Source organism: Parvibaculum sp. (assembly GCF_049672805.1).
In the GTDB taxonomy this organism is placed as follows: domain Bacteria; phylum Pseudomonadota; class Alphaproteobacteria; order Parvibaculales; family Parvibaculaceae; genus Parvibaculum.
Genome location: NZ_JBATWS010000133.1, coordinates 1 through 21,740 on the forward strand (window position 1 = coordinate 1; position 21,740 = coordinate 21,740).

The window sequence follows — 21,740 nt, forward strand, 5'->3', positions numbered from 1 at the left end:
TCCGGGGAAACAGTGACGGGGGAAACACATAACTGAAGCGCGCCCTGCTTGCGCTTGGTGTGACCTTCGGCGTCGCGCTGGTGGCGCTTTTCGCTTTCCTCATCTATGTGCTGCTCGCTTCGGGCGATGCGAGTTACTGGGAAGGCGAGATTGCGGATTTCGAACGGCGCGACGTGTCGAACCCGCCGCCTGAAAATGCGGTGCTCTTTGTCGGCGGGCGGGATGTGCGCCTCTGGACGACACTGGCGGAAGACATGGCGCCCGTACCCGTGATCGGGCGGGGCTTTGGCGGGGCGCAGATCCCGCATATCAATCATTATCGCGCGCGCATCATTCATCCCTACAAGCCGCGCGCCATCATCGTCATGGCAGGCGATGCCGATCTCGCCGATGTGCGCGGACGCAGACCCGAAGACCTGCTTGATGATTTCCGAACGCTTCTTCTGTCGCTGCGCGCAGAAGGTCTGATGGCCCCTGTCATTTTCGTGTCGATCCGTCCGTCCCCTGCACGCGAGGAGCGCTGGTATGGCGCGCAGCGCGCCAATGCGCTGATTGCGGATTATGTGAGTGGCGAAACGGGCGCCTATTTCCTCGATGTGACGCCAGCCATGGTCGATGAGAAAGGACGCATCAGGGAAGAACTTTTTCGCTGGGACGGGCTCTCGCTCAACAGGAACGGCTATCAGGCGCTCACGGCAGCGATCCGGCCTGTTCTCATCGAGGCGGGTTATGGCGGGTTGCGCTCCAGCCGCTAAAAGGTTCAAAAACGACAATCAAAAATCAGGAGGGAATGGCGGTGGAGAATTTTTCCAGAGAGACGAAAGCAGGCACGCTGCACGGCATCTATGACCCGAAGTTCAAACAGGTCGTGGATGCCTTTGTCGAAAACTTCGAGACGCGCGATGAAGTCGGCGCCAATGTCGCCATCACGCTTGAAGGCAAGACGGTGCTCGATCTTTGGGGCGGTCGCAAGGCGCGGGACGGCGATGCGTGGGAGAAGGATACGGTCTCCGTCGTCTTCTCCTGCACAAAGGGCGCGACATCGCTTTGCGCGCATATTCTGGCTGATCGCGGCAAGCTCGATCTCGATGCGAAGGTTTCCGACTACTGGCCGGAATATGCAAAGAACGGGAAGGAAGACACGCTCGTCTCCATGATGCTCGATCATTCGGCGGGTGTTCCGCATGTGCGGACGAAGCTGAAGGACGGCGCCTATTACGACTATGACTACATGGTCAAACTCATCGAGGAGGAAGAGCCGTTCTGGAGGCCGGGCACGCGCAATGGCTATCATGGCGTGACGCTCGCCTGGACGGTGGGCGAGATTGTTCACCGCGCGTCGGGCAAGCGTACGGGACGCTTTTTTGCCGATGAGGTGGCAGGCCCGCTTGGTCTTGATTTCTGGATCGGTACGCCGGATGAAGTCGCGCCGCGTATTGCGCCGATGATCTATGCCGAGCCTGATCCGGCACAGCTGAACTCAAGGTTCACGCAGGCCGTGATGACGGACCCGACAAGCCCCGCGCATCTCTTCCTGATGAATGGTGGCAATGCCGATTTCAATTCGAGGGAATGGCTTGCGGCGGAAGTCGGCTCCGGCAATGGCGTTTCGAACGGGCGCAATCTTGCGGGCATGTATCAGCCGCTTGCGAACGGCGGCGGCAATCTCGTCGGCAGCGACACGCTTGCGCGGATGGGCCGGGTTTCGATGGCGACGCATGAAGATGCGACGCTCCTCATTCCGACGCGCTTTGCGCTTGGCTTCATGAAGTCGATGGATAATCGCAAGCTGAAGAATGAGCTGAACTCATCCTGTATCATGAGCGATGCGGCGTTCGGCCATGTCGGCATGGGCGGTTCCATCGGCTTTGCGGACCCGGAAGCGCGGATGAGCTTCGGCTACAACATGAACCGCATGGGCGCGGGCATCCTGCTCAATGATCGCGGGCAGGCGCTTGTCGATGCGGCCTATCGCTCGCTCGGCTACCGCTCAAATGAAAGCGGTGCGTGGGTTGCGTAAGGGCGCCTGAGGCTGGTTGAAAAGTTCAACGCGTCATGGCCGGGTCAAGCCCGACCGTGACAGTGAGGGGAGTTCCTTACTTCCCGTCCTCATCCTCTACAGGCGGCAGGCCCAGTGCCTGCCGTGCTGCTTTCCGGTGGTCGGGCTTCATGTAGCTTGAGACAAGGCCGAGCGCGGCCATCAGCACGGCGGCGTCATCGGTGAAGCCGAAGACCACGACGAAATCGGGGATGAGATCGGCGGGCGTCACGAAATAGGCGAGTGCCGCCAGAAGCGTTGCCCGCACCCGCGTCGGTGTGCGCGGGTCGCGTGCGCAGAACCATGCGGCGGCGGCATCCTCGGCAAAGGGCACCTTGCTTGCGACGCGGACCATCTTCTTCCAGAAACCTGCCCGCACCTTCTCCTCATTGCGCGCAATCGTGGCGGGCAACTGGTGTTTTGGATCGAGAAGGTCGGTTTCTGCGCCTTCTGCTTCGGGATTTCCTCGTGACAAGGGCATCTCGCTCCCTCTTAAGCGTGGCTCCGCTGCCCCCGCCCGGCAATGGCACCAAGATGGTGCGCGGGACGCTGCCTTGCAAGCCAAGGCGACGTTGCGTCAATGGTGCGGCGAAGCCCTGCGCGGCCAAATGGCCTGTTTTTTGGCCATTTTTGGCTCGCTCTTTGCCCACCGAATTTGTTAAATCGGCGCCAACCGGGCGCTCTCGTCGCCCGAGAACAAGGAAATGCGGGGCGCTTTCAGCCCGTGCAGAGAAGGAATGAACGCATGAAACTCGATTCCAGCATCAGCGCCATCATCACCGGCGGCGCGTCGGGCCTCGGCGCGGCCACCGCTCGCCGTCTCGCCAAGGAAGGCGTGAAGATCGGTATTTTCGATCTTCAGGAAGAGAAGGGCGAAGCCCTTGCGAAGGAGCTTGGTGGCGTTTTCGCGAAGGTGAACGTGACAGATGAAGCCAGCGTTGATGCGGGCTTTGAAAAGGTTCGCGCCGCGATCGGCCAGGAGCGCATCCTCGTGAACTGCGCGGGCACCGGCAACGCGATCAAGACCGCCTCGAAGAACAAGGAAACCGGCAAGCCGGAACATTTCCCGCTCGACAAGTTCAACCTCATCATCCAGATCAACCTCGTCGGCACGTTCCGCTGCATCGCGAAGTCGGCTGCCGGCATGCTCACGCTCGATCCGCTGCCGGATGGTGACCGTGGTGCGATCGTCAACACCGGCTCCGTCGCCGCGCAGGATGGCCAGATCGGTCAGGCTGCTTACTCCGCTTCCAAGGCCGGTGTCGTCGGCATGACGCTCCCCATCGCGCGCGACCTCAGCCGCGAAGGCATCCGCGTCAACACGATCCTGCCGGGCATCTTCGACACGCCGCTGCTCGCCGGCGCGCCGGAAAAGGTTCGTCAGGCGCTTGGCGCGCAGGTGCCGTTCCCGGCCCGTCTCGGCAATCCGGACGAGTATGCCTCGCTTGCAACCGAGATGATCCGCAACGGCTACTTCAACGGTGAAACGGTCCGCCTCGACGGCGCGATCCGCATGGCGCCGCGCTAAGTCTTTCGGATTTCCGAAAACGGAAAGCCCCCGGTGGAAACGCCGGGGGCTTTTTTTATTCCGGGAGATCGGTTGAGCCGGTGATGAGCCGCACGCCTTGGCGAAGCGTGAGATAGGACCATACCCAATGCGTCATCACGAAAAGGCGGTTGCGGAAGCCGATCAGGAAATAGATATGCGCCGCGCCCCAGACGAGCCAGGCGAGAAAGCCTTTCATTCGGAGGCGTCCGAAATCGATGATCGCGCTTTGGCGGCCAATCGTTGCGAGATTGCCTTGATGGCGATAGCGGAAGGTTGGCATCTCGCGGCATGAAAGTGCTGAGCAAATGGCGCGCGCAGCATGATTGCCCATCTGCTTTGCCGCAGGCGCGATGCCCGGCACCAGGCGGCCTTCTGTCCACTCAACGGCGGCGGTGTCACCAATCACGAAAATGCGTTCATCATCCGGCAGGGCGAGGCGCGGCGTTACGGCTACCCGGCCTGCGCGATCACCCTCTACGCCGAGCCATTTGCCGGCGGGGGAGGCTTTTACACCGGCTGCCCAGACGACTGTGCGCGCAGGAACCGCCTCCTCGCCAATCGTTACCGTCATTGCGTCGATATTTGTCACCGGATTGCCGCAGAGGATTTCCACGCCTTTCTTGCGGAGCGAGGCGGCGGCGAAGGCAGAGAGGTCTTCGGAGAAGGCAGGTAGAATTCGCTGTCCCGCTTCAACCAGAATCACACGCGCGGCGGAGGTGTCGATACGGCGGAAATCGCGCACCAGCGTTTTGCAGGCAAGCTCGATAATGGCACCAGCCATTTCCACACCGGTCGGACCGCCGCCGACAATGACAAAAGTGAGAAGCGCCGCGCGGCGCGCAGGATCTGGCTCGGTTTCCGCCTTTTCGAAAGCAAGCAGCACGCGACGCCTGATCTCGGTTGCATCATCAATCTTTTTCAGGCCCGGTGCGTAAGGCGCCCATTCATCATGGCCGAAGTAGGCGTGGCCTGCACCCGTCGCGATGATGAGATAGTCGAAGGGTACATCGCGCCCATCTGCGAGCTTTACGAGACGCGCCTGCCGGTCCACGTCTTCAACGGTTCCAAGCAGGACGCTCGTATTTTTCTGATCCCTGAAGGTGGAGCGCACCGGCACGGCAATGTCAGCCGGTGAGAGTGTTGCTGTTGCAACCTGATAAAGCAGTGGCTGAAAGAGATGATAATTTTGACGATCAATCAGCGTGATCGACACAGCAGCCTTTCGCAGCGCTCTGGCGGCGGTAAGACCGCCAAAGCCTGCGCCCAGAATGACTATCCGCGGCAGCCCTGCTGCATCGGGCATATGTCACCTCATTTTGCTGGCGCCTTGCCTGCGCGGCCCGCCCATTTATCCATCAGCTTGGCGAGCGTCACATCCTTGTCCGAGACGCCGCCCGCATCATGCGTTGTCAGCACGACATCGACGCGGTTCCAGACATTCGCCCATTCGGGGTGGTGATCCATCTTCTCCGCCGCAAGCGCCACGCGAGACATGAAGCCGAAGGCTTCGTTGAAATCCCGAAAGCGATAGCTTTTCTCGATGGCGTCGCGGCCACGCACTTTCGTCCAGCCCTTCAGGGGTGCCAATGCCTTCTGGCGTTCTTTTCCGGTCAGCTTTCCGCTCATGACGATCTCCTGCAGAGGGGTGATTTGCTGCCAAAGCCTCGCCCTCTTAAGCTTCGGGTGCAAGCAGCGATTGTTTCGGGTGAGTGACATGGCGGGTGAAATGGACTGGCACGATCTCAAGGCGCCGACGCTTGAGGATTTCGAGCGCATGGCGCATGACGCCTTTGCGCGTCTGCCGGAAAGCTTTCGCTCTCGCTGCGAGGGGCTTCTCATCCGGGTGGAGGATTTTCCCGATGAGGAGATTGCCACCGAGATGGAACTTGAGAGCCCGTTCGATCTGCTTGGTCTCTATCAGGGCATTTCTCATATCGATCGCTCCGTGTCCGAGCCGTTCCATATGCCTGATATGGTGTTTCTCTATCGCAGGCCCATGCTTGATTACTGGGCGGAATATGACGAAACGCTCGGCCATCTCATCACCCACGTTCTCGTGCATGAGATAGGGCACCATATAGGCCTGTCCGACGATGACATGCATGCGATCGAAGAGGCGATGGAAGGCGGAGACTAGTCGTCGTCCTCGCCCCAGATGTCAGTCGGGTAGCGATGCTCCGCCACATAAGGCCCGCCGCCAATGCTTGAGCGCGCGGAGAAGAGCGTGAAATGTGACACGGTGAAAACAGGCGCCGCAAAGGGCGAATGTGCGCGGATGAAATCATAGACAGCGTCTGTCTCCACGCGTGACAGGCGCGCAATGGTGACATGGGGCGTGTAGTTCCGCGTTTCCGGTTTGAGGCCCGCGCGCCGAGCGGCGCTTTCATGCCGGGCATGGAGAACGGCCAGCGCCTCGGAAGGTTTCACGCCCGCATAAAGCGTGTGCGGGCGCTTGCCGCCAAACTCGCCCAGCCCTTCGAGCTCCACCTCGAAAGGCTCGACGGGAATCTCGTCAAGCGCTGCCGCGAAATCTTCTGCCACGTCATTGGGAATATCGCCCGCGAAGCGCAGCGTGATGTGGAGATCCGGTCGCTCGATCCAGCGAGCACCATCAAGCCCGTGTTGCAGCGGCGCGATTTTCTCGGCCACTTCATCGGGAATTTCGAGGGCTGTGAAAAGGCGGATCATGTCTGTTCACTCAAAAAACGCATGCCCGGGTCCATGGCCCGGGCATGAAGAATATCGTTTGCCGAGTGTGCGGCATCAGTGTGCCGGGTCAAGCCCGGAAATGGCCGCTTACGGCGCGGGGTTCGGCTGATCGAGATGGGCTGCCTCGATATCCTGTTCCAGTTCTTCCGTCCATTTCACATTGATGCTGGTGACGGCGAGCTTCAACTGTTCCATCGTCGTTGCGCCAATGATGTTCGAGGTCACGAAGGGCCGCGTCGTCACGAACTGGTTTGCCATTTGCGACGGGTCGAGGCCATGCTTCTTCGCGATAGCAAGATAGGCGTCAATGGCGCGGTTCGTCTGCGGGCTTTCATAGCGTTGCAGGCGGTTGAAAAGCTGCTTGCGGGAGCCGGCAGGCAGCGCGCCATTCTGATATTTTCCCGTGAGATAGCCCTGTGCGAGCGGCGAATAGGCGAGAAGCCCGACGCCTTCGCGCATCGCGATTTCCGAGCCGCCAAGCTCGAAGGTGCGGTTCACAAGGTTGTAGGCGTTCTGGATCGACTGCACGCGCGGCAGGCCCTTCATCTCCGCATGATGGAGGAAGGTCATCGTGCCCCAGGGGGTTTCATTGGAAAGGCCGATATAGCGGACCTTGCCTGCCTTCACGATTTCCTGAAGTGTTTCGAGGATTTCGGGGATCGGATTGGTCGGGCCTTCCATATGCTTGTAGCCAAGGCCGCCGAACAGGTTGATCGGACGGTCCGGCCAGTGAAGCTGGTAGAGATCGATGTAATCGGTCTGGAGGCGCTCAAGGCTCCGGTCCACCGCTTCGAGAATCTGGGCGCGGCTCTGTTCCGTGCCGGAGCCGTCGCGGCGGAGCCATTTCATCGGGCTGCGACCGGCAACTTTGGTTGCGAGAATCACCTTGTCGCGATTGCCGCGCGCCTTGAACCAGCTGCCGATGATCTTTTCGGTCGCGCCTTGCGTTTCTGCCCGCGGCGGCACGGCATACATTTCCGCCGTGTCGAAGAAGTTGATGCCATTGTCGATGGCATAATCCATCTGCTCATGGCCTTCTGCCTCGGTGTTCTGCTGGCCCCAGGTCATGGTGCCAAGGCAGATGGCGCTCACCTTGATGCCGGTGCGCCCGAGTTCGCGATACTCCATAGGAAGCCCCCCGAAGATATTTTTGTTGTTTCCGTTTCCGCCTTTATCTCACCAGAGTGGCAGGCGGGGCAATCTTTCCGACTATCTCTCCTGAACCTCGGCAATCAGCTTCTCGATGCTGGGGAGGATGCCCCTGACGATGATGTCGATGCCCTCGGCGGTCGGATGGATGCCATCTGCAAGGTTGAGGTGCCGCTCGCCAGCCACGCCCTGGAGGAAGAAGGGATAGAGGATGAGGCCGTGTTCGCGTGCGAGGTCCGGGTAGATCGAATTGAAGGCCTCGCCATAGTCGCGGCCCAGATTGGGCGGGGCGAGCATGCCCGCCAGCAGAACAGGCAGGCCCCGCGCCTTGAGCCGGGAGACGATCTCTCCCAGATTCTTGCGGGTAAGCTCCGGGTCGATCGCCCGCAGCGCATCATTGGCGCCAAGCTCCACGATTACGGCATCGGCCTCCGGCCCCACCGCCCAGTCGAGCCGGGCAAGGCCGCCCGCGCTCGTATCGCCGGACACACCCGCATTGAGGACTTTCACATTGTCGTGACCGGCCTCGTGCAGGGCGGCTTGCAGGCGGTCCGCAAAGCCTTCGGACGGGCCGAGCAGATAACCCGCCGTGAGGCTGTCGCCCAGCGCAACAATGGTGATTTCCCTTGAGGTTTTCTCATCCGCTCCGGCGCTTTGCCCTGCCGCGAAAGAGGGTGTGGTGAGGGCGACGGTAAAGAGAAGTGCCGCGCTGAAGAAGAACTTGCAAAGCGAAGCCGCGTGGCCATATCGCATGAGGTAACTCACTTTTTGTTTCGAGTGTCGGGTCGAGTGTCGCCGGGGCCAAATCCGCCCCGTCGTTTTCATTCCCGCTTCCGAGGCCTAATGTTCCATCCGCTTGCCTGACAAGGCGATCCAGACAAGACCACAGGGAAGGCGATTTTTTGACCGACGCAATCATCGAACTCGACAGCGTGAAACTCAGCCTGCCGAGCACTGCGGGGCCGGTCAATATTCTCAAGGGCATTGATCTTCGGATCGCCAAGGGCGAGACGGCGGGTCTTGTCGGTCCCTCCGGCTCCGGCAAATCGACGCTCCTCATGGTGCTGGCCGGTCTTGAGCGGCCAAGTTCGGGGCGGGTCATTTGTGCCGGTGCCGATTTCACGAAGCTGGGTGAGGACGAGCTTGCCCGTTTCCGCCGCGATCACATAGGCATCGTCTTCCAGTCTTTCCACCTCATTCCCACCATGACGGCGCTTGAGAATGTCGCTATCCCGCTTGAATTTGCGGGCAGGGCGGATGCCTTCGACCGGGCGGAAGAGGAGTTGAAGCTTGTCGGCCTCGGCCATCGCCTCACCCATTATCCGGGGCAGCTTTCAGGCGGTGAGCAGCAGCGCGTGGCGCTGGCGCGGGCTGTCGCGGGTGATCCCGAAATTCTGCTGGCGGATGAGCCGACCGGCAATCTCGATCAGTCAACGGGCCATGAGATTGTCGAGCTGATGTTCGATCTTCACGCGCGGCGCAATGCAACGCTTGTCCTCATCACCCATGATGAAGCGCTGGCCGCGCGCTGCGACCGGGTCGTCCGGCTCCGCGACGGTCTTGTGGAGCGGATCGAGGCGGGAGCATCCGCATGAGCGGCAAGGCGACGTCGCTTGCGCTTGCGGCCCGGCTTGCGCGGCGCGAATTGCGCGGCGGCATTAGTGGCTTCCGCGTTTTCATCGCCTGTCTTGCGCTGGGCGTCGCGGCGATTGCGGGTGTCGGCTCCGTTTCGGCGGCGCTGACGCGCGGCCTTGCGGAAGGCGGACAGGATATTCTTGGCGGCGATGTCAGCATACGTCTCATTCACCGCGAAGCAAGCGCGGAAGAACGCGCCTGGTTTGCGCGCGATGCAGAGGTCACGTCCTCCGCCGAAATGCGCGCCATGGCCCGCAGCGCCGATGAAAATGCCGCGCGCGGGCAGACGCTGGTGGAGCTGAAGGCGGTGGATCGCGCCTATCCGCTTTATGGCCGCGTGATGCTCTCACCCGAGCAGCCGCTTGAAGAAGCCTTGCAGTTTCGCAATGGCCGACCCGGCCTTGTGGTCGAGCCCAATCTTCTTTCGCGGCTTGGCGTAGAAGTGGGTGATGCGGTGCGGATCGGTGAACAGGAGTTCGATCTTCGCGCAACCATCGTGAAGGAGCCGGATCGCGTATCGGATGGTTTTGCGCTCGGCCCCCGTGCGATGATCTCGCGAGATGCGCTGAACGGCACGGGCCTCGTGCAGCCGGGCAGCCTTGTTGAATATCACTACCGGATTCGCCTCGGCGATGCGGCGCGCTCGCCCGCCGATATTGCGGTATGGACGGCGGCGCTCACCGACCGCTTTCCCGATGCGGGCTGGCGTGTGCAGGACAGAAGCGACAGCGCGCCGGGCGTGCGCCGCTTTGTCGAACGTGTCGCGCTCTTTCTGTCGCTGGTCGGATTGACGGCGCTTGTGGTTGGCGGTGTCGGCGTTGCCAATGCCGTCAAATCGCATATTGATGGCAAGCGCACGACGATTGCGATTTTCAAATGTCTCGGTGCACCGGGCGCGCTCATCTTCCGGCTCTATCTGTTGCAGGTCATGGCGCTTGCGGCGGCGGGCATCATTATCGGTCTTCTCATTGGCGCGACCATGCCCTTCCTCGTGGAAGCGGTGGCGGGCGACATGATCCCTGTGCCCGCAGAGCTTGGCATTTATGGCGGGCCGTTGCTGCTGGCGGCTGCTTATGGTGTTCTCACGGCGCTTGCTTTTGCGATCTGGCCGCTTGCGCGCGCGCGGGAGATTCCGGCGACGAGCCTTTTCCGCGATCTCATCGCGCCGGTGCGGCGCTTCCCGCGCGCCGGTTACATGGCGGCGACGGCGGCAACGCTTGCGCTGCTTGCAGGGCTTGCCATTGCCCTTGCCGAAGAGCGTCTCTTTGCCATCTGGTTTGTGCTGGGGGCCGCTGGTGTCTTTGTCCTGCTCTCGCTTGCGGCGCGCGGCATCATGGCGCTTGCGGCACGGGCGCCGCGCCTGCGTTCACCAGAGTTGCGGCTTGCGCTTGCCAATATTCATCGCCCCGGTGCACCGACGCCGGCCGTTGTGCTGTCGCTCGGTCTTGGCCTTACGCTTCTCGTCACCGTATCGCTCATCAATGGCAATCTCACGGGCGAGATCACGCGCGACCTGCCGGATCGCGCACCTGCCTTCTTCTTTGTCGATGTGCAGCCCGATCAGATCGATGCGCTGGAGACACTCGTCGTTGCACGAGATGATGTGACGGGCTTCAACCGTGTACCCATGCTGCGCGGGAAGATCGCCGCCGTGAACGGCATTCCCGCCGATCAGCTCACCGTGGCGCAGGAAGCGCAATGGGCGCTGCGCGGCGACAGGGGCATTACCTATTCAGCGGAATTACCCGAAGGCTCGTCCCTGGTGCGGGGAAGCTGGTGGCCCGCTGACTATTCCGGCCCGCCGCTTGTCTCCTTCTCAGAAGAACTTGCGCAGGGTTTCGGCGTCAATATCGGTGACACCATCACGATCAATGTGCTCGGCCGCGAAATCACGGCGGAGATTGCGAATACGCGCCAGATCGACTGGACCAATCTCGGCATCAATTTCGTGCTGGTCTTCTCGCCGGGTATGCTTTCCGCCGCGCCGCATACGGTACTCGCAACCGTCGAGATGAGCGGCGGTCCGCTTGCCGAGGAGGCGCTGGAACGGGAAGTGACATCGGCATTTCCGAACATCACTTCTGTCCGCGTGCGCGAGGCGCTCGAAGCGGTGAACGAGCTGCTCGGCAATTTTGCGGTCGCCGTCCGGGCCACGGGCGGCATCACGCTTGTTGCAGGCATTCTCGTGCTGGCCGGGGCGATGGCGGCAGGCTTTCGTTCGCGCGTGCGCGATGCGGTGGTGCTGAAGGTGCTGGGGGCCACACGCGCGCGCATTCTCGGCATCTATATAAGAGAATATGCCGTGCTTGGCCTTGCGACGGCGCTGGTGGCCGCCCTTGCGGGCACGGTCGCTGCCTGGGTGGTGGTGACGGTGCTGATGGAGCTTCCCTGGCACTTCCTGCCCGGCACGCTCGCATTAACCGTGATCGGGGCGACCTTCGTCACCGTCCTGCTCGGCCTTATGGGGACATGGCGGGCGCTTTCCATGCCTGCGGCCCCCGTCTTGCGGGTTGATTAGGCCGCTGCGAGGCGCCGCTTCCACGATCAAGCCTTTGTGAGCGGGCGCTCCAGGGCCCGGTTTTGCTTGAATTCGCACAGCCTCCGGCCAATATATGTGCAAGCACACACCAAGGAGGGTGCGTATCTATGGCGAATTACAATCAGGAACGGCTCCACCAGACACGGCTCGGCGCGACCGCCGACATGTCGATCGACCAGGGCCTGCGGAGCTATATGCTCAGCGTTTACAACTATATGGCAGGCGCTCTCGCCCTGACCGGGTTGGTCGCCTATTTCGCCTATGCCGCTGCCGTGCAGGAAACGGCGGGTGGGCCGCTGCTCACGAGCTTTGGTGAGACGCTCTATACGAGCCCGCTGCGCTGGGTTGTCATGCTCGCGCCGCTCGCCTTCGTTCTCGTGCTGAGCTTCGGCATCCAGAAGCTGAGCCTTGCTGCGACCCAGATGATTTTCTGGACCTTTGCGGCGGTGATGGGGCTTTCGCTCTCTTCGATTTTCCTCGTCTTTACGGGCGAGAGCATCACCACAACCTTCTTCGTGACGGCAGCAGCCTTCGGCTCGCTCAGCCTTTACGGCTACACGACGAAGCGTGACCTGACCGGAATGGGATCGTTCCTTTTCATGGGTCTGGTCGGTATTCTCATCGCGATGGTGGTGAACTTCTTCCTGCAGAGCTCGGCGCTGCAGTTTGCGATCTCGGTGCTTGGCGTACTGATCTTTGCGGGTCTCACCGCCTATGACACGCAGCGCATCAAGGGCATGTACTATGAAGGCGACAGCGTTGCCGCCGCTGGCAAGAAGGCGGTGATGGGCGCTCTCTCGCTCTATCTCGACTTCATCAACATGTTCATGTTCCTGCTGCAGTTCCTCGGCACGCAGCGCAACTAGGCGTGACGCGACACAAACAACAAAGCCCCGGCAGCGATGCTGGGGCTTTTTGCATTGGAGAGGCTGTCCGTGCTCAGTCATCGACAAGGCGGAGCTTGCGCTTCTCGAAGATGCGCAGCACCTGCGAAAGTTCATGCCCGCGCTTCAATATCTGGCCGCTTGCGGCGATGACGCTGTAGGCGCCCTGTCTGCGCGCAAGCTTGGGGCGCTTCTCGATGCGATAGAGAGGGATTTCGCTGGTGCGCCGGAAAACGGCGAAGACCGCAACGTCTTTTGAGCCGCCCATCGCATAGTCGCGCCACTCGCCTTCCGCAACCTTGCGTCCATAGACGGAGAGGATGGCGTCAAGCTCGGCGCGATTGAAGAAGACTTCCGCCTCCCTCGCGGAAAGGGAGGATGGCGCCGGAACAAGGCTCAGCGGTGCTGCCTCATTCGTCCTGCCGGTTCCGTCAGGCGAGCTGTCTGTCATGCCGGGCGGTCCTTCTTCTTTTTTGTTCCACTAACGCACACATCGCGCATGGCATGACAGCAGCACGACACAAGGACGGTCAAACGAACACGTCCGCCGCTGAGAAAAACAAGGTTTTCTGCGGGTTTTCATCGCGGGGGTCATGAGCGACAAATCCACAATATTGCCTTGTTTCAGCCCTTCGCCAGCCACACTGGCCCTCCATCTTATCACCGTTGCCTCACTGGCCCGGTTCCTTGCGACGTTCCGGTTTCATCAGCCCCCCAGCCCCACCGGGATAGATTGGGGGAGCCGGGCCAACCCCTTCCCCCTCGGGGTGAGCAACAAGATCAGCTATAAGCTGCGGCCGCTCGGGATCCCCCCCCTCCCGAGCGGCCTTTTTCTTTTCCGGCTTGTGCGCGCATTGTCCGTAGTCGCCAGAAAATGAAACATCTTTCACTTGAAGGGTCAGGCGGCGTGGCCTACACAAAATTCACGCCTAGGGGAGCGGCGTGGTGATAAGAAGAGACAACGGAACGGAGGTTTACCTTCGTCAAATCCGCCGGGGAGAGACATCATAAGCGGTTCCACGAAGAGCATGACGAGCGAAGACCGCCCGGCGCAGGAAAGCGGCGAGCCGATGATCGTCATTGACGGGCTTGCCAAGCGGTTTGGCCCGTTCACCGCCGTTGACACGATCAGCTTTGAGGTTCGGCGTGGCGAGGTTCTCGGCTTTCTCGGACCGAATGGTGCGGGCAAATCCACGACGATGAAAATGATCACCGGCTTTCTCGCGCCCAGCGCGGGAACGGCGCGTATCTGTGGTCACGACATTATCCAGTCCCCTCTTCAGGCACAGCGCGAGATCGGTTATCTGCCGGAAGGTGCGCCTGCCTATGGCGACATGACAACGCGCGGCTTTCTCGCCTTCATCGCGCGGGTGCGCCGTCTTTCGGGCAAGGAAGCAAGTGATGCCATTGAGCGCGCTGTAGAAGCGACCGAGCTTCACTCCGTGCTGGAACAGCCCATCGACACGCTCTCCAAAGGCTTCCGCCGCCGCGTCGGGCTTGCGCAGGCGATCCTGCACAATCCGCCCGTGCTGATCATGGACGAGCCGACGGATGGTCTCGATCCGAATCAGAAATTCGAAGTGCGCAAGCTGATCGGCCGTATGGCGAAGGAAAAGGCCATCATCATCTCCACCCATATTCTCGAAGAGGTGGATGCGATCTGCACCCGCGCGCTCATCATTGATCGCGGCCGTGTGGTGGCCGATGGCACACCCGGTGCGCTGATGGCGCGCTCGCGCTATCACAATGCGGTATCGCTCACACTGAGCGGCCAGAGCACGGTCGTGATTGCCGACCAGCTCCGCAACATCCCGAACATTTCAAGTATCGAGGTGCTGCCGCGCGGCGAGGAGACGACTTTCACGCTCTTCCCCGAAGCCAACTCCCCCGATGACACGCAGCTTATTGATGCGGTGGCGCGGCTTGCGCGTGAAGAAGGCTGGCATGTGCGCGCGCTTTATGGCGAGCCGGGCCGCCTTGATGAAGTGTTCCGCAGCCTTACGCGCTCCGATACCGCCGGAAGGAGCGCGGCATGAACGAACTTCTCGCTATTTTCCGCCGCGAGCTTGGCGGCTATTTCGCCACACCGCTCGCGTTCATCTTCATCGTGATTTTCCTCTTCACGATGGGCGCCTTCACCTTCTATCTCGGCGGCTATTACGAGAGCGGGCAGGCGGATCTCACCATCTTCTTCAATTTCCATCCCTGGCTCTATCTCTTCCTTATTCCGGCCATCTCCATGCGGCTTTGGGCGGAAGAGCGGCGCACGGGATCGATCGAGCTTCTGCTCTCGCTGCCGATCCCGCTTTGGGCGGCGGTGCTGGGCAAGTTTCTCGCGGCCTGGGTTTTCTCCGGCATAGCGCTCGCGCTCACCTTTCCGATGTGGCTCACAGTCAATTATCTCGGCAATCCGGATAATGGTGTGATCCTTGCCGGCTATATTGGCAGCTTCTTCATGGCGGGCGGCTATCTCGCCATCGGCTCCTGCCTTTCGGCGGTCACGCGCAATCAGGTCATCGCCTTTGTGGTGAGCGTGGTTGTGTGTTTCCTCTTCACGGTTTCGGGGCTTCCCATCGTGACGGATTTCTTCGCAAGCTGGGCGCCGCAACAGGTGGTTTCCACCATCGCGTCCTTCTCCTTCCTGACCCATTTCAACGCGATCACGCGCGGCGTCATTGATCTGCGCGACGTGATCTATTTCTCCTCGCTGATCGCCGTATGGCTCATTGCCTGCGGTATCGTCGTCGATATGAAGAAGGCGGGGTGATCTGATGCTGAACCAACAGATCAGCCGTTCGGCCTATCGCGTCATCACGCTGGTGCTGCTTGCCGTGCTCTTCCTCGCGGTGAACATGTTTTCGAACATCATGTTCCGTTCCGCGCGTATCGATCTCACCGAGAACAATCTCTACACCCTGTCGGCGGGCACGGTGGATGTGGTGTCGCGGATCGAAGAACCGATCACGCTGCGCTTTTTCTATTCGGAAAAACTTGCAACGGATTATGCCCGTATTCGTACTTATGCCGGTCATGTGCGCGATCTCCTGGAAGAAATCCGCGCACATTCAGGTGGCATGTTGCGGCTTGAAGTGATCGATCCCGAGCCTTTCTCGGAAGAGGAAGATCTCGCCATGTCGCTCGGCCTCAAGGGCGCGCCGACACAGTCGGGTGACATCATCTATTTCGGCCTTGTCGGCACCAATGCGGTGGACGGGCTGGAATCGATCCCCTTCTTCACGGATGAGCGTGAGCAATATCTCGAATATGACATTGCGCGCATGATCCAGAATCTGAGCCGCCCGCAGCGCCCGGTTCTCGGCATCGTCACCAATCTGCCCATCGATACGGGCACGGGCGGGCTCATGTCGGCAATGCGCGGCGAGTCGCTGCCCTTCATGATCTATGAAGAGCTGCGCGACCGTTTCCAGATCGAGTTTCTGGAGCAGCAGTTCGAAGTGGTGCCGGACCGGGTGGATGTGCTGATGATCGTGCATCCGCGGCCGCTCGACGGGCGCACGCTCTATGCCGTTGACCAGTTCGTCATGCGGGGCGGCCATGTGCTTGCCTTTGTCGATCCGCATTCGGAAGTAAGCCTCACCGCGGGGCCGAATGGCGAGCCGATCCGTGGCTATACCGAAAAGTCGGATCTCGGCCCGCTGCTTGAAAGCTGGGGCGTGCATTACGATCCGTCCAAGATCGTCGGCGACAGGGCGATTGCGCAGCGCGTGCGCACCGGGCTCGATGCGCGGCGGCAGGAAAGCGACTACGTCATCTGGCTTGCCGTGCCGCGCGACAATCTTGATGGTGAGGATATCGTCACCTCCGAGGTATCGCGGCTCAATCTCGGCACGGTTGGTCACTTCACGCCGGTGGAAGGCGCGACGACGACCTTCACGCCGCTCGTCTTCTCGACGGAAGATGCGCAGCTTTACGATGTGGACTATGTGAAGACAGGTCCGCAGCCCGATGCGTTGCTGCGGAACTTCAACCCGACGGGCGAGAAATATGTCATTGCGGCGCGTCTCTCCGGCCCGGTGAAGAGTGCCTTCGAAGCACAGCCTGATGCTGAGGTGCTGCCGGACGGGCAGAAGCCGCGCCGGGGGCTGCAGAAGGCGGGCGAGCATATTGCGGCTTCGAAGGAAGACGCCAACATCATCATCTTTGCCGATAGCGATATTTTCGATGACCGCTTCTGGGTGCGGACTGAGTCCTATCTTGGCGAACGCATCGCGCAGCCGATTGCCGACAATGCGGTTTTCATCATGTCGGCCATCGACAATCTGATGGGCTCGAACGAACTGATCTCGCTGCGTGCGCGCGACAAGATCGACCGGCCCTTCACGGTGGTGGAAGAGCTTCAGCGCAATGCGGAGCGCCGCTTCCTTGCCGAGCAGGAAGCGCTTGAGAAGAAGATTGCGGAAGCCGAGCGCAACCTCACCGAAATCCAGATCGGCGGCATGGCCGAACGCGGCGCAACAGAAGCGGAAGAAGAAGCCATTGCGCGCTTCCGTGCCGAGCTTCTCGACAGCCGCAAGAAGCTGCGCGATGTGCAGCGCGATCTGCGCCGCGATGTTGAAAACCTCGGTGCGCAGCTTCATTTCGTGAATATCGCGCTGGTGCCGATCATCCTTGCCCTCGTGGCGCTGGTGGCCGCATTCCTGCGTTATCGCCGCCGCAAGGCGACAGTGGAAAAGGGGGCCTGAACATGAGTGCTTCGCGCGCCGCCCTTCGGGGCAACAAGCCTCTGCGAAACCTCGTCATCCTGGCAGGTGCCACCGCGATTGCCGTTGTCGCGGCAAGTGTTGCGGTCATCAATGATCAGAGCAGTGTGCGGACCAATTTCGTGCCGCATCCCCTTTTTGAGGGGCTTGCAACGAAGCTCGACCGCGTGGACCGCATTGTTTACACGTCGAGCCGCGGTATGGGCGGCGAGGAAATTGTGGAGATGATCCGCAAGGAGGATGGCCGCTGGGGCATCACCTCGCGGGCGGGCTATCCGGCGGATGATGAGCTGGTGCGTCGCGCACTTCTGGGCGCGGGCAATATGGAAGCCTATGAGCCGCGCACGGCCAATCCTGAATGGCACCGCAATCTCGGCCTGATGAAGCCGGAAGATATCGGCTCTGCCATTCGCATCGAATATTTCAGCGGGGAAGAGCGCATGGCGGGTCTTCTCGTCGGCAAGGTGCCGGAGCGGGCAGTCGATGTGAAGGGTGAAGGCCTCATCTATGTGCGGCGCGACGGCGAGGACCAGTCCTGGCTCGCGCGCGGCCACATGCCGCTCCACAAGAATGCGGTCGCCTGGCTTGATCCGGCCTTTGTCGATATTCCGCGCGAAGATGTGGCGCGTGTCACGCTCTGGGCGGGCACCGAACATCCGGTGGTGATGGAACGGGCAGATCGCTCTGCCGCCGATTTCGTTCTCGCCAATATACCGGAGGGCCGTGCGACGCGCGGGGCGCCCGTCATCAACAAGACGGCGGAAGCCATTCTCGAATCGAGTTTCGATGATGTGGTGCCCGCCGAGACGCTTGAAATGCCGGAAGAAGGTCCGCGCGTGACCGTGGAAACTTTCGACGGCCTGCGTCTCTCCCTGATCATGGGAGGGCAGGGCGGTGCGCTCTGGGGTGCCTTCCCGGTGGAGCTTGATCCCGAGCTTGCGGTTGAAGGCTCTGACATGGAAGCGGCGAAGGCGCGGGCGGACAAGCTTTCCGCGCGGCTTTCTGCCTGGGCCTACAAGCTGCCGCAGGATACGAGCAACCAGCTTGTGCAGACGCTCGATGCGGTAACGCGCGAGGCAGGCCCGGCGGATTTCATGTCGGTGCCGGTCGAATAAGCCTCACTTCATCACGGCAATAAAAAAGGGCGTCCCGAAGGACGCCCTTTTCATTTGAGGTTGCTTCTTCCTCAGGCTGCGAGGTTCCGCAGCACATATTGGAGGATGCCGCCATGCTCGTAATATTCGACTTCATCCTGCGTATCGATGCGGCAGAGAAGTTCGACGGACTGCCTGGCGCCATCGGCAAAGGTGATGACCGCGTTGACCTTGCTGCGCGGCTTCACATTGGCGAGGCCTTCGATCGTCACCGTCTCCGAGCCGTCAAGGCCGAGTGACTGCCAGCTCATGTCGTTCAGGAACTGGAGCGGTGCCACGCCCATGCCGACCAGGTTCGAACGGTGGATACGCTCGAAGCTCTGCGCGATCACGGCTTTCACGCCAAGGAGCATGGTGCCCTTCGCCGCCCAGTCGCGGCTGGAACCGGTGCCATATTCCTTGCCCGCAAAGATGACGAGCGGAACGTTGCGGCGCTTGTACTCCATTGCCGCATCATAGATCGGCATCTGCGTGCCTTCCGGCTGCAGCTTGGTCAGGCCGCCTTCAATGCCCTTCAGCATCTGGTTCTTGATGCGGATATTGGCGAAGGTGCCGCGCATCATGACTTCATGGTTGCCACGGCGCGCGCCATAGGAGTTGAAGTCCTGAGCGCCGACCTGCTTGGAGTTGAGGTAGGCACCGGCCGGGCTCTGAACCTTGATGTTGCCCGCGGGCGAGATGTGGTCGGTCGTGATCGAGTCACCGAAGAGACCGAGGATGCGCGCATCCTTCACATCGCTGAGCGGAGCAGGTTCGCGGCCCATGTCGACGAAGTAGGGCGGGTTCTGCACATAGGTCGAGTCGGCATCCCAGTCATAGGTGAGGCCGCCCGACACATTGATGCTCTTCCATGCATCATCGCCGTCAAAGACGTTGGCATAGCGCTCGCGGAACATTTCCGGCGTGACGCAGGCGCGCACCGTTTCGGCAACTTCCTGCGTGCTCGGCCAGATGTCCTTGAGATACACCGGCTGGCCATTGCTGCCCGTGCCGAGCGGTTCGCTCGTGAGGTCGATCTGGGTGGAGCCTGCCAGCGCATAGGCGACGACGAGGGGCGGCGAGGCGAGATAGTTCGCCCGCACATCCGGCGACACGCGGCCTTCGAAGTTGCGGTTGCCCGACAGAACGGCGGAAGCCACGAGATCGTTCTTGTTGATCGCCTGGCTGATTTCGGTCGGAAGCGGACCGGAGTTGCCGATACAGGTCGTGCAGCCATAGCCGACGAGATCGAAGCCGAGCGCGTCGAGATCGTCCTGCAGGCCGGACTTGGTGAGATAGTCGGTCACAACCTGCGAGCCGGGGGCGAGAGAGGTCTTCACCCAGGGCTTCACCTTGAGGCCGAGCTTGCGGGCGTTGCGGGCAACGAGGCCTGCGGCCACCAGCACGTTCGGGTTGGAGGTGTTGGTGCAGGAGGTGATCGCGGCAATCACCACGTCGCCGTGACCGAGATCATGGTCGCGGCCTTCAACGGGAACGCGCGTTCCGGCCTGGCCGGGCTTGCCGAATTCGCCTTCAAGCGAAGCAAGGAAGCTCTGCTTCACATCCGTCAGCGCCACGCGGTCCTGCGGACGCTTCGGGCCTGCAAGGCTCGGCACGACGGTGCTGAGGTCGAGCGACAGCGTGTCTGTGAAGATCGGGTCTTCCATGTCCTTTTCACGGAACATGCCCTGCGCCTTCGCATAGGCTTCGACGAGGGCGACGCGCTCTTCCGAGCGGCCCGTGGCGCGGAGATATTTCAGCGTCTCGTCATCCACCGGGAAGAAGCCGCAGGTTGCGCCATATTCCGGTGCCATGTTGGCGATGGTCGCGCGGTCTTCAAGCGAGAGATTGTCGAGGCCGTTGCCGTAATATTCGACGAACTTGCCGACCACGCCCTTCTTGCGGAGCATCTCGGTGACGGTGAGCACCATGTCGGTCGCTGTCACGCCGTCATTGAGCTTGCCGGTCAGCTTGAAGCCGATCACTTCCGGGATGAGCATGGAGACGGGCTGGCCGAGCATGGCCGCTTCCGCTTCGATGCCGCCCACGCCCCAGCCGAGAACGGCAAGGCCGTTCACCATGGTGGTGTGGCTGTCCGTGCCGACGCAGGTGTCGGGATAGGCGATTTCTTCCTTGCCTTCGGTCTTGGTCCAGACGGTCTGGGCAAGATATTCGAGGTTCACCTGGTGGCAGATGCCCGTGCCCGGCGGCACGACGCGGAAATTGTTGAAGGCGCGCGAACCCCAGCGCAGGAACTCATAGCGCTCGCGGTTGCGCTGATATTCGATTTCCGTGTTCTCGCGGAAGGCGGTCGGCGTGCCGAACTTGTCCACCATGACCGAGTGGTCGATGACGAGATCGACCGGCACCAGCGGATTGATCTTCTGTGGGTTGCTGCCAAGGTTCTTCACGGCATCGCGCATGGCGGCAAGGTCCACAACGGCGGGAACGCCGGTGAAGTCCTGCATCAGCACGCGGGCCGGGCGATAGGCGATTTCGCGGTCAGAGGTGCGCGTCTCGAGCCAGGTCTTCACCGCCTCGATATCCTCGCGGGTGACGGTGCGACCGTCTTCATAGCGCAGCAGATTTTCGAGCAGCACTTTCATGGAGAAAGGCAGACGCGAAATACCGGCAAGGCCGGCCTTTTCTGCAGCCGGCAGGCTGAAATAGGTGTAGTTGCGCTTACCAACCTTCAGCACCTTGCGCGCGCCGAAGCTGTTGCTCTGGGAAGTTGTCTTACTCACTTTACGGGCCTTCTTGGGGGCGGATGCGGCAGTCTTGCCCGCCGCAGCCTTCGTCACAGATTTCTTCGCTGCCGGCTTCGTGGCCGGAGCGGCTTTCTTCGCAGTCGTGGTCTTTTTTGCTGCGGGCTTCTTTGCGGCCGTCGCCTTCTTTGCGACGGGCTTCTTCGCTGCTGCTGCTTTCTTTGCAGCAGGCTTCTTTGCCGTTGCCTTCTTTGCGGCGACGGCGGCTTTCTTCACAACCTTCACGTCACGCTTTGCGGCGCGCGTTGCCTTCTGGGCCGTCTTGCGCGCGGCGGCGCCGGGGGCAGCCTTCTTCGCCTTGCGGGCGGTCGTAACGGCCTTCTTCGCCGTGGCCTTGGCTTTCGGGGTAACGGTCTTTTTCGCGGTTGCCTTCTTGGCTGCGGGCTTCTTTGCAGCAACGGCCTTCTTCGGCGCAGCCTTTTTCGCAGCGGGCTTCTTGGCAGCAGGCTTCGCCGCGGTGGTCTTCTTCGCTACGGCCTTCTTTGCGGCAGGCTTTTTTGCTGCCGTCTTCTTTGCGGCTGTCGCTTTTGCCGGGGCAGCTTTCTTTGCTGCAGCGGCTTTCTTCGCTACGGGTTTTTTATTCGCGGCAGTGGATTTGTCCGTCGCCTTTTTCGCCAT

Annotated in this window: 19 protein-coding genes; 11 read left to right on the forward strand and 8 right to left on the reverse strand. The window is 61.1% G+C overall.

All coding sequences use genetic code 11. From position 1 onward, the window contains the following. Nucleotides 1–59: 59 nt before the first annotated feature. Both WBF74_RS04115 and WBF74_RS04120 read left to right on the forward strand, forming a co-directional pair. A complete protein-coding gene (locus WBF74_RS04115) occupies nucleotides 60–755 on the forward strand; it encodes a GDSL-type esterase/lipase family protein (protein ID WP_424435583.1) in 696 nt (231 codons plus the stop codon). 41 nt (nucleotides 756–796) lie between these two features. Then, entirely contained in the window at nucleotides 797–2,020 is a 1,224-nt protein-coding gene (locus WBF74_RS04120) for a serine hydrolase domain-containing protein (RefSeq protein ID WP_424435586.1), read from the forward strand. 76 nt (nucleotides 2,021–2,096) lie between these two features. On the opposite strand, the gene WBF74_RS04125 is transcribed toward WBF74_RS04120, so the two are convergent. After that, entirely contained in the window at nucleotides 2,097–2,519 is a 423-nt protein-coding gene (locus WBF74_RS04125) for a YkvA family protein (RefSeq protein WP_424435589.1), read from the reverse strand. A gap of 264 nt (nucleotides 2,520–2,783) precedes the next feature. Here WBF74_RS04125 and WBF74_RS04130 point away from each other — a divergent pair, with 264 nt between their 5' ends. Next, nucleotides 2,784–3,566 (forward strand): SDR family NAD(P)-dependent oxidoreductase, encoded by a 783-nt coding sequence (locus tag WBF74_RS04130; RefSeq protein WP_424435592.1) that lies wholly within the window; start codon nucleotides 2,784–2,786, stop codon nucleotides 3,564–3,566. Between the two features lie 55 nt (nucleotides 3,567–3,621). Here WBF74_RS04130 and WBF74_RS04135 read toward each other — a convergent pair whose 3' ends face one another. Together WBF74_RS04135 and WBF74_RS04140 are read right to left on the reverse strand one after the other, a co-directional pair. Continuing rightward, nucleotides 3,622–4,890, reverse strand: a complete 1,269-nt coding sequence (locus WBF74_RS04135) for an NAD(P)/FAD-dependent oxidoreductase (RefSeq protein WP_424435595.1) — start codon at nucleotides 4,888–4,890, stop codon at nucleotides 3,622–3,624. An 8-nt stretch (nucleotides 4,891–4,898) separates the two neighbouring features. Then, entirely contained in the window at nucleotides 4,899–5,213 is a 315-nt protein-coding gene (locus WBF74_RS04140) for a 4a-hydroxytetrahydrobiopterin dehydratase (protein WP_424435598.1), read from the reverse strand. 88 nt (nucleotides 5,214–5,301) lie between these two features. On the opposite strand from WBF74_RS04140, the gene WBF74_RS04145 reads away from it, so the two are divergent. Further along, entirely contained in the window at nucleotides 5,302–5,724 is a 423-nt protein-coding gene (locus WBF74_RS04145; RefSeq protein ID WP_424435601.1) for a metallopeptidase family protein, read from the forward strand. Here WBF74_RS04145 and thpR read toward each other — a convergent pair. The 3 genes from thpR to WBF74_RS04160 form a co-directional block, all read right to left on the reverse strand. Continuing rightward, the gene (gene thpR / locus WBF74_RS04150; RefSeq protein WP_424435604.1) at nucleotides 5,721–6,275 is read right to left on the reverse strand and encodes an RNA 2',3'-cyclic phosphodiesterase; all 555 of its coding nucleotides are present in this window, start codon (nucleotides 6,273–6,275) and stop codon (nucleotides 5,721–5,723) included. The two genes, WBF74_RS04145 and thpR, sit on opposite strands and share 4 nt — an antisense overlap. Before the next feature lie 108 nt (nucleotides 6,276–6,383). Continuing rightward, the gene (locus WBF74_RS04155; RefSeq protein ID WP_424435607.1) at nucleotides 6,384–7,424 is read right to left on the reverse strand and encodes an NADP(H)-dependent aldo-keto reductase; all 1,041 of its coding nucleotides are present in this window, start codon (nucleotides 7,422–7,424) and stop codon (nucleotides 6,384–6,386) included. 81 nt (nucleotides 7,425–7,505) lie between these two features. Continuing rightward, complete coding sequence (locus tag WBF74_RS04160; RefSeq protein ID WP_424435610.1) at nucleotides 7,506–8,198, reverse strand: arylesterase; 693 nt, start codon at nucleotides 8,196–8,198, stop codon at nucleotides 7,506–7,508. A 149-nt stretch (nucleotides 8,199–8,347) separates the two neighbouring features. Here WBF74_RS04160 and WBF74_RS04165 point away from each other — a divergent pair, with 149 nt between their 5' ends. The 3 genes from WBF74_RS04165 to WBF74_RS04175 all read left to right on the forward strand — a co-directional run bounded on the left by WBF74_RS04165 (nucleotide 8,348) and on the right by WBF74_RS04175 (nucleotide 12,485). Beyond that, on the forward strand, nucleotides 8,348–9,040 hold the full coding sequence (locus tag WBF74_RS04165) for an ABC transporter ATP-binding protein (protein WP_424435613.1): 693 nt from the start codon (nucleotides 8,348–8,350) through the stop codon (nucleotides 9,038–9,040). Then, nucleotides 9,037–11,598 (forward strand): ABC transporter permease, encoded by a 2,562-nt coding sequence (locus WBF74_RS04170; protein WP_424435616.1) that lies wholly within the window; start codon nucleotides 9,037–9,039, stop codon nucleotides 11,596–11,598. Before WBF74_RS04165 ends, WBF74_RS04170 begins: the two co-directional genes overlap by 4 nt. 128 nt (nucleotides 11,599–11,726) lie before the next feature. Next, nucleotides 11,727–12,485 carry a Bax inhibitor-1/YccA family protein gene (locus tag WBF74_RS04175; protein ID WP_424435619.1) on the forward strand — a complete coding sequence of 253 codons (759 nt, stop codon included), beginning with the start codon at nucleotides 11,727–11,729 and terminating at the stop codon, nucleotides 12,483–12,485. A 73-nt stretch (nucleotides 12,486–12,558) separates the two neighbouring features. Here the strand turns inward: WBF74_RS04175 and WBF74_RS04180 are convergent, their stop codons facing one another. Next, entirely contained in the window at nucleotides 12,559–12,954 is a 396-nt protein-coding gene (locus WBF74_RS04180; protein WP_424435622.1) for a DUF2794 domain-containing protein, read from the reverse strand. A gap of 577 nt (nucleotides 12,955–13,531) precedes the next feature. Here WBF74_RS04180 and WBF74_RS04185 point away from each other — a divergent pair. Genes WBF74_RS04185 through WBF74_RS04200 form a run of 4 tightly spaced genes read left to right on the forward strand, consistent with a single transcriptional unit; the run spans nucleotide 13,532 to nucleotide 18,339 of the window. Next, nucleotides 13,532–14,539 carry an ABC transporter ATP-binding protein gene (locus tag WBF74_RS04185; RefSeq protein WP_424435625.1) on the forward strand — a complete coding sequence of 336 codons (1,008 nt, stop codon included), beginning with the start codon at nucleotides 13,532–13,534 and terminating at the stop codon, nucleotides 14,537–14,539. Further along, nucleotides 14,536–15,270 (forward strand): ABC transporter permease subunit, encoded by a 735-nt coding sequence (locus WBF74_RS04190; RefSeq protein WP_424435628.1) that lies wholly within the window; start codon nucleotides 14,536–14,538, stop codon nucleotides 15,268–15,270. The genes WBF74_RS04185 and WBF74_RS04190 overlap by 4 nt, the downstream gene beginning before the upstream one ends. A gap of 4 nt (nucleotides 15,271–15,274) precedes the next feature. Beyond that, nucleotides 15,275–17,206, forward strand: a complete 1,932-nt coding sequence (locus tag WBF74_RS04195; protein ID WP_424435631.1) for a GldG family protein — start codon at nucleotides 15,275–15,277, stop codon at nucleotides 17,204–17,206. 2 nt (nucleotides 17,207–17,208) lie between these two features. After that, nucleotides 17,209–18,339 carry a DUF4340 domain-containing protein gene (locus WBF74_RS04200; RefSeq protein ID WP_424435634.1) on the forward strand — a complete coding sequence of 377 codons (1,131 nt, stop codon included), beginning with the start codon at nucleotides 17,209–17,211 and terminating at the stop codon, nucleotides 18,337–18,339. A 71-nt stretch (nucleotides 18,340–18,410) separates the two neighbouring features. On the opposite strand, the gene acnA is transcribed toward WBF74_RS04200, so the two are convergent. After that, nucleotides 18,411–21,101: an aconitate hydratase AcnA gene (gene acnA, locus WBF74_RS04205; protein ID WP_424435637.1), complete on the reverse strand. Its 2,691-nt coding sequence runs from the start codon at nucleotides 21,099–21,101 to the stop codon at nucleotides 18,411–18,413. Between the last annotated feature and the right edge of the window lie 639 nt (nucleotides 21,102–21,740).